We start from the raw sequence: 15,175 nt of genomic DNA, 5'->3' as shown, positions 1-15,175 counted from the left end.
CCCCGCTCGAACCACGCACCGACCACGCCCCGCCGACCCGCCCCATGCGCTATCCCCTGCCCTACGCCTTCGCCCGCAGCCAGCAACTGCTGCTCGAGGAAGCCGACGACGGCCGTTACACGCTGTGGATGTCGAGCCACCCCGCGCGCAGCGCCGTCGGCGAGGTCACGCGCAAGTACGGCGTGCAGGCCTTCGAGGTGCTGGCCGACGGCCCGCTCGCGCAGCGCATCAGCGCCGCCTACGCCCAGGGCGAATCGAGCGCCGCCGCGGTGGTCAGCGAGGTGCAGAGCGACGCCGACCTCTCGCGCATGATGCAGGAGCTGCCGGCGGTCGAGGACCTGCTGGAAAGCGCGGGCGACGCGCCCATCATCCGCATGCTCAACGCGCTGCTCACGCAGGCCGCGCGCGACGGCGCCAGCGACATCCACATCGAGCCCTACGAGCGCACGTCGTCGGTGCGCTTTCGCATCGACGGCACGCTGCGCGAAGTGGTGCAGCCCAACCGCGCGCTGCATGCCGCGCTGATCTCGCGCCTGAAGATCATGGCCGACCTCGACATCTCCGAGAAGCGGCTGCCGCAGGACGGGCGCATCTCGCTGCGCATCGGCACGCGCGCGGTCGACGTGCGGGTGTCGACGCTGCCGAGCGCGCACGGCGAACGCGCCGTGCTGCGCCTGCTCGACAAGAGCGAGTCGAAGCTCACGCTCGAATCGGTGGGCATGCTGGGCGACACGCTAGAGCGCTTCGAGAAGCTGATCACGCAGCCGCACGGCATCATCCTCGTGACCGGCCCCACCGGCTCGGGCAAGACCACCACGCTGTATGCCGCGCTGGCCCGGCTCGATGCGAGCCGCAGCAACATCATGACGGTGGAAGACCCGATCGAGTACGAGCTGCCGGGCGTGGGCCAGACCCAGATCAACGCCAAGATCGAGCTCACCTTCGCCAAGGCCCTGCGCGCCATCCTGCGGCAGGACCCGGACGTGATCATGATCGGCGAAATCCGCGACTTCGAGACCGCGCAGATCGCGATCCAGGCCTCGCTCACCGGCCACCTGGTGCTGGCCACGCTGCACACCAACGACTCGGTCAGCGCCGTCACGCGTCTCACCGACATGGGCGTCGAGCCCTTCCTGCTGAGTTCCTCGCTGCTGGGCGTGCTCGCGCAGCGGCTGGTGCGCAAGGTCTGCACCAGCTGCGGCGGCGCCGGCTGCGAGGCCTGCGGCCAGACCGGCTACCAGGGCCGCACCGGCATCTTCGAGCTGCTGGTGGCCGACGAGACCATCCAGGGCCTGATCCACAGCAAGGCGGCCGAGAGCGAGCTGCTCAAGGCCGGCGCGCAGGGCGGCCTGCGCCTGATGCGCGAGGACGGCGAACGGCTGGTGCAGGCCGGCATCACCTCGCGCGCCGAGCTCCTGCGCGTCACGCGCGACTAGCGCGCGAGTTCCGCCATGCCCGCCTATTCCTTCGAAGCCATCGATGCCGCCGGCCAGTCGCGCGAAGGCGTGCTCGAAGCCGACACCGCGCGCAGCGCGCGCAGCATGCTGCGCGCCCAGGCGCTGATCCCGCTGTCGGTCAAGCCGGTCGGCAGCGACCACGTCAACGGCACCGGCCAGGCGAGCGGCCTGTCGCGCTGGCTCGGCGGCGGCAAGCGGGTCTTCAATTCCACCGGTCTCGCGGTCTGGACGCGCCAGCTCGCGGGCCTGGTCTCCTCGGGCCTGCCGCTCGAGCGCGCGCTCACGGCGCTCACGGACGAGGCCGAATCGGAACAGCAACGCAACCTCGTGGCCTCGCTGCGCGCGGAGGTCAACGCCGGCTCGCCGTTCGCGCGCGCGCTGTCGGCGCATTCGCGCGAGTTCTCGCCGATCTACACCGCCGTGATCGGCGCCGGCGAGCAGAGCGGCAACCTCGGCCTGGTGCTCGACCGCCTGGCCGACGATCTCGAGGAACGCCAGGCGCTGCAGCAGAAGCTGGTCGGCGCGGCGCTCTACCCGGCCATCGTCACGCTGGTGGCGATCGTGATCGTGATCTTCCTCGTGAGCTACGTGGTGCCGCAGGTGGCGCAGGTGTTCGCGGGCACCAAGCGCTCGCTGCCCTTCCTCACCACCGTGATGCTGGGCCTCAGCGCCGCGGTGCGCAACTACGGCTGGTGGATGCTCGGCGCCGTGCTGCTGGCCGCCATCGGCGCGCGGCTGGCGCTGGCGCAGGAGGCCTTCCGCCTCAAGTTCGACGCCGCCTGGCTCAAGCTGCCGCTGGTGGGCAAGCTCGCGCGCGGCTACAACGCGGCGCGCTTCGCGAGCACGCTCGCCATGCTGGCCACCGCCGGCGTGCCGATCCTGCGCGCGCTGCAAGCGGCCGCCGAGACCCTGAGCAACCGCGCCATGCGCGCCGACGCGCTCGATGCGCTGGTGCTGGTGCGCGAGGGCGCGCCGCTGGCCTCGGCGCTGGCGCAGAAGAAACGCTTTCCGGGCCTGGTGTCGATGTTCGCGCGGCTCGGCGAGCAGACCGGCACGCTGCCGCTGATGCTGCAGCGCGCCTCCAACCAGCTCGGCGCCGAAGTGCAGCGCCGCGCCATGCACCTGGCCACCATCCTCGAGCCGCTGCTGATCGTGGCGATGGGCGGCGTGGTGATGCTGATCGTGCTGGCCGTGATGCTGCCGATCATCCAGCTCAACCAGTTCGTGAAGTAGCGCCCGCGCGCGGTCCGGCCGCGGGCAAGGAGCAAGCCGATGGCGAATCGAAGCTACCTCTATGCCAGCACCGCCCTGCCCGATGCGCAGGCCAGCCCGTCCACGCTGCGCGGCATCTCCGAGCATGCGTACGCGGTGCCGCTGCTGTTCCGGCTGCTGGTCTCGTGCGAGACGCGGCCCTGCCGCTCGGCGATCTGGAACGAGCCCGGGCCGCTCGCGCTGGCCGGGCGTTGCGGCCCGGGCATCGCGCGCGCGGCCGCCTTCCTCGCGCGCATCGAGCATCCCGCGATCTCGCCGATGCGCGAGGAGGCGCTGCGCTTCCTGAACGAACACACGCGGCCCGACGAATGGTTCGTGCTCGAGCCGGCCGAGGTGCTGGGCATGGGCGACGCGCCCGTGGCCGAAGCGGTCGAGAAGCTGCGCCTGGGCCTGGGCGACCTCGACGCCGAGATCGAGCGCACGCTCGCCACGCTCGCGCCGCGGCCGAAGAACATCTGGCAACGCCTGCTGCCGCCCGCGCAGCAGGTGGTCGAGGCGCCGATCCGCGAGCTCGGCCTGGGCCACTGGTCGGATACGCTCTACTTCTCGTTCGATGCGGCCGACGATGGCCGCGACGACTCCTGACCGTCCAACCGCACGCCATGCCCGTCACCCTCGAAGACAAGCTCGTGGTCGCGATCTCCTCGCGCGCCCTGTTCAACCTCGAAGAAGAGAACGAGATCTTCGAGTCGGGCGACGACGCGGGCTACATGAAGCTGCAGCTCGAGCGCCTCGACGTGCCGGCCGCGCCCGGTATCGCCTACTCGCTGATCCGCAAGCTGCTGCGCTTCAACGACGATGGCGTGCAGCGCGTCGAGGTCGTGATCCTCTCGCGCAACGACCCGGTCTCGGGCATGCGCATCTTCCGCTCCAGCGCCGCGGCCGACATCAAGCTGCAGCGCGGCGTGTTCACGCAGGGCCGCCCGCCCTTCGGCTACCTGCGCGCGCTGCGCGCCCACCTGTTCCTCTCGGTCAACGCGCAGGACGTGCGCGAGGCGCTGGCCGCGGGCTTCCCGGCCGCGCGCGTGCTGGTCGAATCGGTGAAGGCCAGCGATGCCTGGCCCAACGAGGTGCGCATCGCCTTCGACGGCGACGCCGTGCTGTTCAGCGACGAGGCCGAGCGCGTGTTCCAGGCCGAGGGCCTCGATGCCTTCCAGGCGCACGAGGCGAGCAAGGTCGACCTGCCGCTGCCCGGCGGCCCGTTCAAGCCGCTGCTGGCCGCGCTGCACCGGCTGCAGATGGCGGGCAATGCGCAGATGCGCATCCGCACCGCGCTGGTGACGGCGCGCAGCGCGCCCGCGCACGAACGCGCCATCCGCACGCTGATGAACTGGAACATCCGCGTCGACGAGGCCATGTTCCTCGGCGGCCTGCCCAAGGGCGAGTTCCTGCGCGAGTTCGAGCCCGACTTCTTCTTCGACGACCAGACCGGGCATGTCGATGCGGCGGCGCGGCATGTGCCGGCGGGGCATGTCTCGAGCGGGATCAGCAACGAGCCCGCGCGCGAAGCGGCGAAGGCCGCGAAGGCGCCATCGAAGCAACGCGCGCCCAAGGCCGCGGCGAAGCCCGCGAAGCCGCGCTCGCGCTAGGCGCGAAGGGCGCGGGGCCGAACCCGCCGGCCACCGCCAACTTCATTCTTTCGCAGTAACCGGCGATGCGCTGTCACGCGCATGCCTTCGCATTGTCATGCGCGATTCACTGCTGCGTCACGGGTTCTCCCTAATCTTCGCGGCGTCCGCACACGTGCCCTCCGGGCACTTTTTTTTGCCTCCAGCCGACTGTCACCGGCACTCCGTTCCATCTCATTCCAGGGCTCCACGATGCGTCCGAAACTTCACGCGCTCCCCGCATTCCGATCACGCGCCGCGACCCGCTGGCTGCTGCCGCTGACCGCGGCCATGGCGCTCGCCGCATGCGGCGGCGGTGGCGGCGGCGGCGTGGTCTTCCCGCCGGTCGCGACACCACCCGCCGGCGGCGGCAACGGCGACGGCAACCTGCCCACCACCAACCAGGGCAAGAGCGGCCCCAAGGCCCTGGTGGTGCAGATCGACGGCCTCACCCACGCCGCGCTGCGCGATGCGATGGCGCAGAACAAGGTGCCCGCGCTGCAGGGCCTGAAGCTCGCGCCGGCCTGGACCGGCGGCGCCAATGGCGCGCTCACCGAGCAGCGCACCACCGCGAGCCCCGGCTGGGCCACGCTCGTGACCGGCACCTGGGCGCAGCGCCACTCGGTGCAGTGGGACACGGCCGACCAGCGCATCGACGCCAAGCTCGCGCCCTCGGTGTTCGCGCTCGCGAAGCTGAAGAAGGACGCCGGCTACCTCACCGCCTCGGTGACGGCCGGCGCCAACTACCGCTCGCTGCTCGCGAACGAGAGCGGCACGCTCGATGCCGCCGTCGACTGCGCGGGCGCCGACGCCTGCGTGACCGAACGCACCGCGCAGCTCATCGACCAGGGCTGGGACCTGCTGGTGGCGCAGTACGGCGCGCCCGCCGCGGCCGCGCCCTCCGGCCCGCGCGGCGAGGCCTACCAGCGCGCCGTGTCCGACACCGCCGCCGCGGTCGGCCAGTTGCTCGCGCGCATCGCGCGGCGCAGCGCCAACGATGCGAAGGAAGACTGGCTCGTGGTGCTCACCACGCCCAACGGCCTCGATGCCTTCGGCAACGCGACCGGCACGCAGAGCGCGCAGACCAAGACGATCTTCGTCGCGAGCAACAAGACGCTGGCCGCGCTGCCCGCCACCGGCGAGGCCGCGCCCGCCGACGTCGCCACGCTGACGAAGCTGGCCGCCGCGACCGACATCGCGCCGACCGTGCTGCGCCACCTCGGCGCGCTGCCCGCGGCCGAGGCCTATCGCTTCAACGGCCAGCCGCTGCAGGCCGCCACCGCGCTGCGCGGCCTGGTGGCAACGACCGGCGCCGACAAGGCCAGCGTCGACCTCTCGTGGACGCTCGCGGGCAACGCGAACGTGCCGGTGAAGGTGCTGCGCGACGGCAAGCTGGTCGCCACGCTCGCGGCCGGTGCCACCGCCAACAACGATCCCGTGGAGGCGGCCAGCGACGGCATCCTGGCCTTCGACTACACCGTGGTCGCGGGCGATGCGAGCCTCGCGCTGCCGGCGCGCGTCACCTACGTGAAGCCCGCCACGCTCGCGCCCACGCTGCGCAACGGCCTGGTCAACTACTACCCGCTCGACGCGCTGCCGCCCGCCGACCGCAAGAGCGCCTCCACGCTCGCGCCCTGGGCCGCCGGCGCCGACGGCGGCAGCCTCGTGGACGATGGCTTCAAGGCCCCGTACAAGGCCAAGGCCCTGCGCGTGGACAGCAGCGTGAAGACCGCCGACGGCACCGCCGGCTATCGCCTGGTGCAGACCGCCGACGTGGCGACCGCGCCCTCGGTCACGGCCTACACCATCGGCTTCTGGCTGCGCACCGACGCGAGCTGCAGCGTGGGCGCGGGCGACGGCGCCTCGGTGATCGCCAACAAGAACTACGACAGCGGCAGCAACGCCGGCCTCGCGATCGGCCTGTTCGACGGCTGCGAACTGCGCTTCAACGTCGGCAAGGGCGGCGGCCGCGCCGACAGCAACGGCTACCGCCTGAGCGCCGGCCAGTGGGCCTACGTGGCGGTCGTGATCGACAAGGCCAACCTGAAGATGACCGGCTACCTGTTCGACGCCGCGCGCGCGCTGCAGACCGGCAGCGCCACCCTCAACGCCGACATCGTGGCCCAGCTCGGCGGCCTGAAGAACGGCCTGAGCCTCAACGAGGACGGCACCGGCCAGTACTACAAGCGCTGGACCAGCTCGCCGCGCGGCCCGCTCGACTTCAACGAGTTCGCGATCTGGAACCGCGCGCTCGCGGCCGACGAGCTCACGAGCATCTTCAAGTCGGGCCAGCCGCTGTCCACGCTCGAGCCCTGAGCGCCATCGCATTCCGTTCCCCCACACACAACGACCCCGAGAGAGAGGATCACCATGCAAGTCCCACGTCCCCTTCACCTGCTTCGCTTCGCGCCCGCCCTGCTGCTGGCCTGCCTGCTGTCCGCCTGCGGCGGCGGCGATGGCGGCGGCGGCTTCCTCGGCGGCCTGCCCGGCGCGGGCAACCCCGGCGGCGGCACGCCGAATCCGCCGGCCACCACCGAGCCCGTGAAGCGCTGCGCGCCCTGAGCGTTCGAGCTTTCCAAACCGGAAGAACGCCAAGGACGACCCCGCGATGACAGACAACGCACGCCGCAAATTCCTCACCGGCGCCGCCACCACCGGCGCCGCCGCGCTCGCGCTCTCGGCCTTTCCGCCGAGCATCCGCCGCGCCCTCGCCATTCCCGCCAACAACAAGACCGGCACCATCCAGGACGTCGAGCACATCGTCATCCTGATGCAGGAGAACCGCTCCTTCGACCACTACTTCGGCACGCTCATGGGCGTGCGCGGCTTCGGCGACCGCTTCACGATTCCGCTGCCCAAGGGCATGAACGTCTGGCAGCAGAGCGATGCCAGCGGCACGGCCATCCTGCCCTACCACCTCGACAGCACCAAGGGCAACGCCCAGCGCGTGAGCGGCACGCCGCACTCGTGGAGCGACGGCCAGAACGCGTGGGACGGCGGGCGCACCTACCAGTGGGCGCGCTACAAGACCAACGCGGCGATGGGCTACTTCAAGGAAGCCGAACTGCCCTATCAGTTCGCGCTGGCCAACGCCTTCACGCTGTGCGACGAGTACCACTGCAGCATGCACACCGGCACCAACTCGAACCGCATGTTCCACTGGACCGGCACCAACGGCCCGACCGGCGCGGGCGTGGCCACGGTCAACAACGAGTGGGATTCGATCGACAGCTCGGCCAAGGGCTACGAGTGGAAGACCTATCCCGAGCGCCTGCAGGAGGCCAAGGTCAGCTGGATCGTCTACCAGAACATGCCGGAGAACTTCGGCGACAACCCGCTCGCGGGCTTCAAGCAGTACCGCCTGGCCAACGAGGCCTCGGGCAAGCCGGTCAGCAACGACGACCCCTCGCCGGTCTACGACCCGGCGAGCGACGACGCGCGCAACCCGCTCTACAAGGGCATCGCCAACACCATGGGCGACGGCGGCTTCCTCGAGCAGTTCCGCCAGGACATCAGGAACGGCAAGCTGCCGCAGGTGTCGTGGATCGTCGCGCCGGCCACCTACTCCGAGCACCCCGGCCCCTCGAGCCCGGTGCAGGGCGGCTGGTACATCCAGGAAACGCTCGATGCGCTGACCGCCGTGCCCGAGGTGTGGAGCAAGACCGTGCTGCTCATCAACTTCGACGAGAACGACGGCTACTTCGACCACTACCCCTCGCCCGCCGCGCCCTCGATCAACCCCGACGGCACGCCCGCGGGCAAGACCACGCTGCCGGTCGACGCGCTCAAGCCCGAGTACTTCAACCATCCGAAGCCGCCGGGCACCACCGGCCAGCCCGCGCCCGACGGCCGCGTCTACGGCCCCGGCGTGCGCGTGCCGATGTACGTGGTGTCGCCGTGGAGTCGCGGCGGCTGGGTCAACTCGCAGGCCTTCGACCACACTTCGGTGCTGCGCTTCATCGAGGCGCGCTTCGGCGTGAAGGAGACCAACATCAGCGCCTTCCGGCGCGCGGTGTGCGGCGACCTCACGAGCGCCTTCAACTTCGCGAATCCGAACAACGAGACGCTGCCCACGCTCGCGGGCCGCACCACGCGCAACGCGGCCACTCAGTTGCGCAACGACCAGGAGAAGCTGCCCCAGGTGCCGCTGCCGCTGGACCCGCAGCTGCCGCGCCAGGCCACCGGCACGCGGCCCTCGCGCGCGCTGCCCTACGAGCTGCACACCAGCGCGCGCAGCGATGCGATCGGCGGCAGCGTGCGGCTGATCTTCGCTAACACCGGCAAGGCGGCCGCCGTGTTCCACGTCTACGACCGGCTGCACCTCGACCGCCTGCCGCGCCGCTTCATGGTGGAACCGGGCAAGACGCTCGACGACGCCTGGAACGCGGTCAGCGACGACAGCGGCTTCTATGACCTCTGGGTGCTCGGCCCGAACGGCTACCACCGCCACTTCAAGGGCGACCTGAGCCGGCTGCGCGCCGGCGGCACCGCCGTGCCCGAGGTGCGCGTGTGCTACGACATCGCCAACGGCAACGTCTACCTCGAGATGCTCAATGCCGGCCAGGCCGCCGCGAAATTCACGGTGCGCGCCAAGGCCTACCGCGACGACGGCCCGTGGAGCGCGACCGTCGCGGGCGGCGCCAAGGCCGAGCTGCACTGGGATCTTTCGTCGAGCGGCGCCTGGTACGACTTCGTCGTGAGCTGCGACGCCGACGCGAGCTGGCAGCGCCGCTTCGCGGGCCGCGTGGAGACCGGCAAGCATTCGGTCAGCGATCCGGCCATGGGCCTGGGCGATCTGTGAAGGAGGCACGCACCATGACCGACAACGCACGCCGCAAGTTCCTCACCGGCAGCGCCACCACCGGCGCCGCCGCGCTCGCACTCTCGGCCTTCCCGCCGAGCATCCGCCGCGCCCTCGCGATCCCCGCCAACAACAAGACCGGCACCATCCAGGACGTCGAGCACGTCGTCATCCTGATGCAGGAGAACCGTTCGTTCGACCACTACTTCGGCACGCTCGCCGGCGTGCGTGGCTTCGGCGACCGCTTCACCATCCCGCTGCCCAAGGGCATGAACGTCTGGCAGCAGAGCGATGCCAGCGGCAAGGCCATCCTGCCCTACCACCTCGACAGCTCGAAGGGCAATGCGCAGCGCGACGGCGGCACGCCGCACGACTGGGCCGACAGCCAGAACGCCTGGGATGGCGGGCGCATGTACCAGTGGGCGCGCTACAAGACCAGCAAGGCCATGGGCTATCACAAGGCGACGGAGATCCCGTTCCAGTTCGCGCTGGCCAACGCCTTCACGATCTGCGATGCCTACCACTGCGCGATGCACACCGGCACCGACGCCAACCGCTCCTTCCACCTGACCGGCACCAACGGCCCGACCGCGACCAACACCGCCTTCGTGCGCAACGAATGGGACTGGATCGACGGCAAGCCCGGCTCGCTGAACGTGGGCTACACCTGGAAGACCTACGCGGAGCGCCTGGAAGATGCGGGCGTGCGCTGGATCAGCTACCAGAACATGCCCGACGAATGGGGCGACAACATGCTCGGCGCGTTCCGGCAGTTCCGCAAGGCCAACATCGACTCGGGCTATCCGGTCTCCAGCGGCGGCGAGCCCAACAAGCCCTATGCCGACACCGGCCAGGCGCTGCCCTACAAGGCCTACGACCGCGCCACCGACGACGCGAAGAGCCCGCTCTACAAGGGCGTGGCCAACACGCTGCCCGGCACGAAGCCCGAGGACTACCTCGACGCGTTCAAGCGCGACATCCGCGAAGGCAAGCTGCCGCAGGTCTGCTGGATGAACGCGCCGTCGATCTACTGCGAGCATCCCGGTCCCTCGAGCCCTATCCAGGGCGCCTGGTTCCTGCAGGAGGTGCTGGACGCGCTCACCGCCGTGCCCGAGGTGTGGAGCAAGACCGTGCTGCTGATCAACTTCGACGAGAACGACGGCTATTTCGACCACCTGCCCTCGCCCTCGGCGCCTTCGCCCAACGGCGACGGCAGCTACGCGGGCAAGACCACGCTGTCGGACTCGGCGATGGGTCCCGAGTACTTCACGCATGCCGCGCCGCTGGGCAGCGGCGGCCAGCCCAAGGCCGACGGCCGCGTCTACGGCCCGGGCCCGCGCGTGCCGCTGTACGTGATCTCGCCGTGGAGCCGCGGCGGCTGGGTCAGCTCGCAGGCCTTCGACCACACCTCGGTGCTGCGCTTCCTCGAAACCCGCTTCGGCGTGCAGGAGCCCAACATCAGCGCCTTCCGGCGCGCGGTGTGCGGCGACCTCACGAGCGCCTTCAACTTCGCCAACCCCAACGGCGAGGCGCTGCCCACGCTGACCGGCCGCGCCACCCGCGCGGAGGTCGACCAGATCCGGCGCAACCAGGAGGCGCTGTCGCAGGTGCCGCTGCCGCTCGATCCGCAGTTGCCTCGGCAGACCACCGGCACGCGCCCCTCGCGCGCCCTGCCCTACGAGCTGCACACCAGCGCGCGCACGGCACCGCTCGACGGCACGGTGCAGCTGCTGTTCGCGAACACCGGCAAGGCAGCCGCCGTGTTCCACGTCTACGACAAGCTCAACCTCGCGCGCCTGCCGCGCCGCTACATGGTCGAGGCCGGCAAGACGCTCGACGACACCTGGATGGCGGGCCGCGACAACAGCGGCTTCTACGACCTGTGGGTGCTCGGCCCGAACGGCTACCACCGCCACTTCAAGGGCGACCTCGGCAGCCTGCGCGCGAGCGACGCGGCCGCCCCCGAAGTCCGCGTGTGCTACGACATCGCCAACGGCAACGTCTACCTCGAGCTGCTCAACGGCGGCAAGAAGGCCGCGAAGTTCACGGTGCGCGCCAAGGCCTACCGCGACGACGGCCCGTGGACCGCGACCGTGCAGCCCGGCGCCAAGGCCGAGCTGCATTGGGATCTTTCGTCGAGCGGCGCCTGGTACGACTTCGTCGTGGGCTGCGATGCCGATCCGACCTTCGCGCGCCGCTTCGCGGGCCGCGTCGAGACCGGCAAGCACTCGGTCAGCGATCCCGCGATGGGCATGGCCGACCTCTGAGGCCCATGCATCGCTGAGGGCTTCCGCAGCCTTCCCACCAGGCCGGACACGGTACGCGCGAGCCCTTCGCGCGCTGCCTGTCCGGCTTTGGTATTCATCGCGCGCGCAGGCGCAACGCGCGCTTACACCTCGGCCGCGTTCTTCACTCGACTGTCATTGCCGCTTCCTACCGTGGGCAGTGGCGGCGCGCTCCTCGTCGCCTCTTCACAAGAAAACACACCTGCGAGGATTTCCCCATGCATCTCTTCTTCTCGCGCGCGCGGCTGCTGCCGGCGCTGATCCTGGCCTGCACCCTCGCCGCCTGCGGTGGCGGCAGCGGCGGCGGCTTCGGCGGCCTGCCGGGCACGGGCAACCCCGGCGGCGGCGACGGCGGCACGCAGAACCCGCCCGCCACCACGCAGCCCGTGATGCGCTGCGCGCCCTGATACAACGGCCCGAAAAACAACACGACAAGACCATGACCTCACGCCGCAAATTCCTCACCGGCAGCGCCACCACCGGCGCCGCCGCGCTCGCGCTCTCGGCCTTTCCGCCCGCCATCCGCCGCGCGCTCGCGATCCCCGCCAACAACAAGACCGGCACCATCCAGGACGTCGAGCACATCGTCATCCTGATGCAGGAGAACCGTTCGTTCGACCATTACTTCGGCACCCTCAAGGGCGTGCGCGGCTTCGGCGACCGCTTCCCGATCCCGCTGCCCAACGGCCTCAACGTGTGGCAGCAGCTCGACGAGAACGGCAAGGTGGTGCTGCCCTATCACCTCGACGGCAGCAAAGGCAACGCGCAGCGCGTGAGCAGCACGCCGCACACCTGGGTCGACTCGCACAACGCCTGGGACGGCGGCCGCCTCTACCAGTGGCCGCGCTACAAGAAGGTCAGCAGCACCGCGCCCTACGTGCAGTCGATGGGCTACCTCGCCGAGGCCGAGCTGCCGTTCCAGTTCGCGCTGGCCAACGCCTTCACGATCTGCGACGACTACCACTGCGCGATGCACACCGGCACGCACGCCAACCGCTCGTTCCACTGGACCGGCACCAACGGCCCCACCGGCGGCAACGTGGCCTACGTGAACAACGTCAATGCCTGGAGCTCGACCGGTCCCTCGACCGAGGGCTACGAATGGAAGACCTATGCCGAGCGGCTGCAGGACGCGGGCGTGAGCTGGATGGTCTACCAGAACATCCCGAACAACTACGGCTGCAATCCGCTGCTGGGCTTCAAGAACTTCCGCAAGGCCAACGAGGCCTCGGCCAAGCCGGTCAGCACCTCGCTGCCGCAGGGCGCATCGCCGGCCTACGCGCCCGGCGACGACGCCGGCAACCCGCTCTACAAGGGCACGGCCAACACGCTGCCGGTGGCCGACCAGGCGGCCTTCGACGCGGGCGCGATCATGGATGCCTTCCGCGCCGACGTGAAGGCCGGCCGGCTGCCGGCGGTGTCGTGGGTGATCCCGCCCGACGTCTACTCCGAGCACCCCGGCCCCTCGAGCCCGGTGCAGGGCGCGTGGTACATCCAGCAGGTGCTGGAGGCGCTCACCGCCGTGCCCGAGGTCTGGAGCAAGACCGTGCTGTTCGTGAACTTCGACGAGAACGACGGCTACTTCGACCACGTGCCCTCGGCCTCGGCGCCCTCGCCCATCGCATCGGCCGATCCCTCGGCGAAGGCCTTCGCGGGCAAGACCACGATGTCCGACGCGGACCTGAGCTTCGAGTACTTCAACCATCCCAAGCCGCCGGGCATGACGCAGTCGCAGCCCGCGCCCGACGGCAACGTCTACGGCCCCGGCATGCGCGTGCCGATGTACGTGATCTCGCCGTGGAGCCGCGGCGGCTGGGTCAACTCGCAGACCTTCGACCACACCTCGGTGCTGCGCTTCGTCGAGGCCCGCTTCGGCGTGAAGGAAAGCAACATCGGCCCGTTCCGCCGCGCGGTCAACGGCGACCTCACGAGCGCCTTCAACTTCGCCGATCCCAACGGCGAGGCGCTGCCCACGCTCGCGGGCCGCCGCACCAAGGCCGAGGCCGACCAGCTGCGCGCCGCGCAGCAGGCGCTGCCGCAGGTCACGCCGCCGGCCAATGGCCTGCTGCCGCGCCAGGCCACGGGCACGCGGCCCTCGCGCGCATTGCCCTACGAGCTGCACACCAGCGCCAGGGCCGACGCGGCCGGCGGCACGCTGCAGCTGCTGTTCGCCAACACCGGCAGCGCGGCCGCCGTGTTCCATGTCTACGACCGGCTCAACCTCGACCGCCTGCCGCGCCGCTACATGGTCGAAGCCGGCAAGTCGCTCGACGACCGCTGGAACGCGACCGCCGACAACGCCGGCCGCTACGACCTCTGGGTGCTCGGCCCCAACGGCTACCACCGCCATTTCCAGGGCGACCTCAACGCATTGCGCGCCGGCGGCGCGGCCGCGCCCGAAGTGCGCGTGTGCTACGACATCGCCAACGGCAACGTCTACCTCGAGATGATGAACGGCGGCCAGGCCGCGGCGAAGTTCAGCGTGCGCGCCAAGGCCTACCGCGACGACGGCCCGTGGACCGCGACCGTCGCGGGCGGCGCCAAGGCCGAGCTGCACTGGGAGCTCGCGGCCAGCGGCCAGTGGTACGACTTCGCCGTCAACTGCGATGCCGATCCGGCCTACTACCGCCGCTTCGCCGGCCGCGTCGAGACCGGCAAGCATTCGGTCAGCGATCCCGCGCTGGGCTTGCCCGACCTCTGAGCCCGCATGCATGATCCCCCCGCGCCCACGGTGGCGCGGGAGATGTCATGCACGCCAAGGTGGTCCGGTACTTCGTCGAGGTGGTTCGCGCGGGTTCGATCCGCAAGGCGGCCGCGCAGCTGCACGTGGTGCCGACCGCGATCAACCGGCAGATCCTCAACCTCGAGGAGGAGCTGGGCGCGCCGCTGTTCGAGCGCATCCACAACACGCTCAAGCTCACGCCGGTGGGCGAGCTGGTGCTCGCGCATGCGCGCGGCACGCTGCGCGAGTTCGACGGGGTGCGCCAGCGCATCGAGGCCATGCGCGGGCTGCGCCAGGGCGAGGTCACGCTGGCCACCACCGCCGGCCTCGCCGACGCCTTCCTGCCGGGCGTGGTGCGGCGCTTTCGCGCGGCGCATCCCGGCATCCAGCTCAAGCTGCTGGGCCTGCCGATCGCGGCCGTGCTGCACGGCGTGCGCGAAGGCGATGCCGACCTCGCGCTGGCCTACGACGTGCCCGCCACGGCGGGCTTTCGCACGCTGTTCGCGAGCGAATGGCCGATCGGCGCGGTGGTGCCTCCCGGCCATGCGCTCACGGCCCATGCGAGCACCGTGCTGGCCGAGTGCGTGGGCCATCCGCTGCTGCTGCCCGCGCCCTCGCTGTCGATCCGGCCGATCATCGATGCAGCCTTCGAACGCTCGGGCCTGCGCGCCTCGCCCGCGATCGAGACCACCTCCACCGCGCTGATGCGCCGCCTGGTGCGCGAGGGCGAGGGCATCACGCTGCTCAACCGGCTCGACGTGGCCGAGGAGATGCACGACGGCTCGCTGGTCTTCGTGCCGCTGCGCGACGCGACCCTGCCGGCCCAGACGCTCACGCTCGAGACCCGCGCCGCGCAGGCACCGAGCCCCGCGGCCGAGCTGTTCGCCAACCACGTGACGGCCTGCCTCGACGAGCTGCTCGCGCCCTGAACACGGCGCCGGGGGCTGTCCACTTTTTGTGCACGGGGCGCGCCATTTATTGACTTTGCGCGTTCGAAGGCATGGCTCCTAGACTGCCGCGCCGGTCATCGG

Annotated in this window: 11 protein-coding genes; all 11 read left to right on the top strand. The window is 70.6% G+C overall.

Annotation, left to right across the window (positions count from 1 at the left end; genetic code table 11):
- Positions 1–44: 44 nt before the first annotated feature.
- The 11 genes from AC1HIL_RS10230 to AC1HIL_RS10180 all read left to right on the top strand — a co-directional run bounded on the left by AC1HIL_RS10230 (position 45) and on the right by AC1HIL_RS10180 (position 15,073).
- Positions 45–1,436, top strand: coding sequence for a GspE/PulE family protein (locus tag AC1HIL_RS10230; RefSeq protein ID WP_057593767.1), 1,392 nt, complete (start codon positions 45–47; stop codon positions 1,434–1,436).
- A 15-nt stretch (positions 1,437–1,451) separates the two neighbouring features.
- Positions 1,452–2,690 (top strand): type II secretion system inner membrane protein GspF, encoded by a 1,239-nt coding sequence (gene gspF, locus AC1HIL_RS10225; protein ID WP_057593768.1) that lies wholly within the window; start codon positions 1,452–1,454, stop codon positions 2,688–2,690.
- A 39-nt stretch (positions 2,691–2,729) separates the two neighbouring features.
- Positions 2,730–3,314, top strand: coding sequence for a DUF7822 domain-containing protein (locus tag AC1HIL_RS10220; RefSeq protein WP_479671731.1), 585 nt, complete (start codon positions 2,730–2,732; stop codon positions 3,312–3,314).
- A gap of 17 nt (positions 3,315–3,331) precedes the next feature.
- A complete protein-coding gene (locus AC1HIL_RS10215; RefSeq protein ID WP_261217708.1) occupies positions 3,332–4,318 on the top strand; it encodes a 5'-nucleotidase in 987 nt (328 codons plus the stop codon).
- Between the two features lie 231 nt (positions 4,319–4,549).
- Positions 4,550–6,652: a LamG-like jellyroll fold domain-containing protein gene (locus AC1HIL_RS10210; RefSeq protein WP_479671730.1), complete on the top strand. Its 2,103-nt coding sequence runs from the start codon at positions 4,550–4,552 to the stop codon at positions 6,650–6,652.
- A 54-nt stretch (positions 6,653–6,706) separates the two neighbouring features.
- A complete protein-coding gene (locus AC1HIL_RS10205; RefSeq protein ID WP_057593772.1) occupies positions 6,707–6,898 on the top strand; it encodes a hypothetical protein in 192 nt (63 codons plus the stop codon).
- Positions 6,899–6,944: 46 nt separating this feature from the next.
- On the top strand, positions 6,945–9,137 hold the full coding sequence (locus tag AC1HIL_RS10200) for a phosphocholine-specific phospholipase C (protein ID WP_479671729.1): 2,193 nt from the start codon (positions 6,945–6,947) through the stop codon (positions 9,135–9,137).
- 14 nt (positions 9,138–9,151) lie between these two features.
- The gene (locus tag AC1HIL_RS10195) at positions 9,152–11,404 is read left to right on the top strand and encodes a phosphocholine-specific phospholipase C (RefSeq protein ID WP_057593809.1); all 2,253 of its coding nucleotides are present in this window, start codon (positions 9,152–9,154) and stop codon (positions 11,402–11,404) included.
- A 236-nt stretch (positions 11,405–11,640) separates the two neighbouring features.
- Positions 11,641–11,829, top strand: coding sequence for a hypothetical protein (locus tag AC1HIL_RS10190; protein ID WP_057593774.1), 189 nt, complete (start codon positions 11,641–11,643; stop codon positions 11,827–11,829).
- Positions 11,830–11,861: 32 nt separating this feature from the next.
- On the top strand, positions 11,862–14,123 hold the full coding sequence (locus AC1HIL_RS10185) for a phosphocholine-specific phospholipase C (RefSeq protein ID WP_479671728.1): 2,262 nt from the start codon (positions 11,862–11,864) through the stop codon (positions 14,121–14,123).
- A gap of 47 nt (positions 14,124–14,170) precedes the next feature.
- A complete protein-coding gene (locus AC1HIL_RS10180) occupies positions 14,171–15,073 on the top strand; it encodes a LysR substrate-binding domain-containing protein (protein WP_479671727.1) in 903 nt (300 codons plus the stop codon).
- The last annotated feature ends 102 nt before the right edge of the window (positions 15,074–15,175 follow it).

The organism is Variovorax sp. ISS6 (genome assembly GCF_056523145.1).
This window is presented reverse-complemented; position numbering and strand designations above follow the sequence as displayed.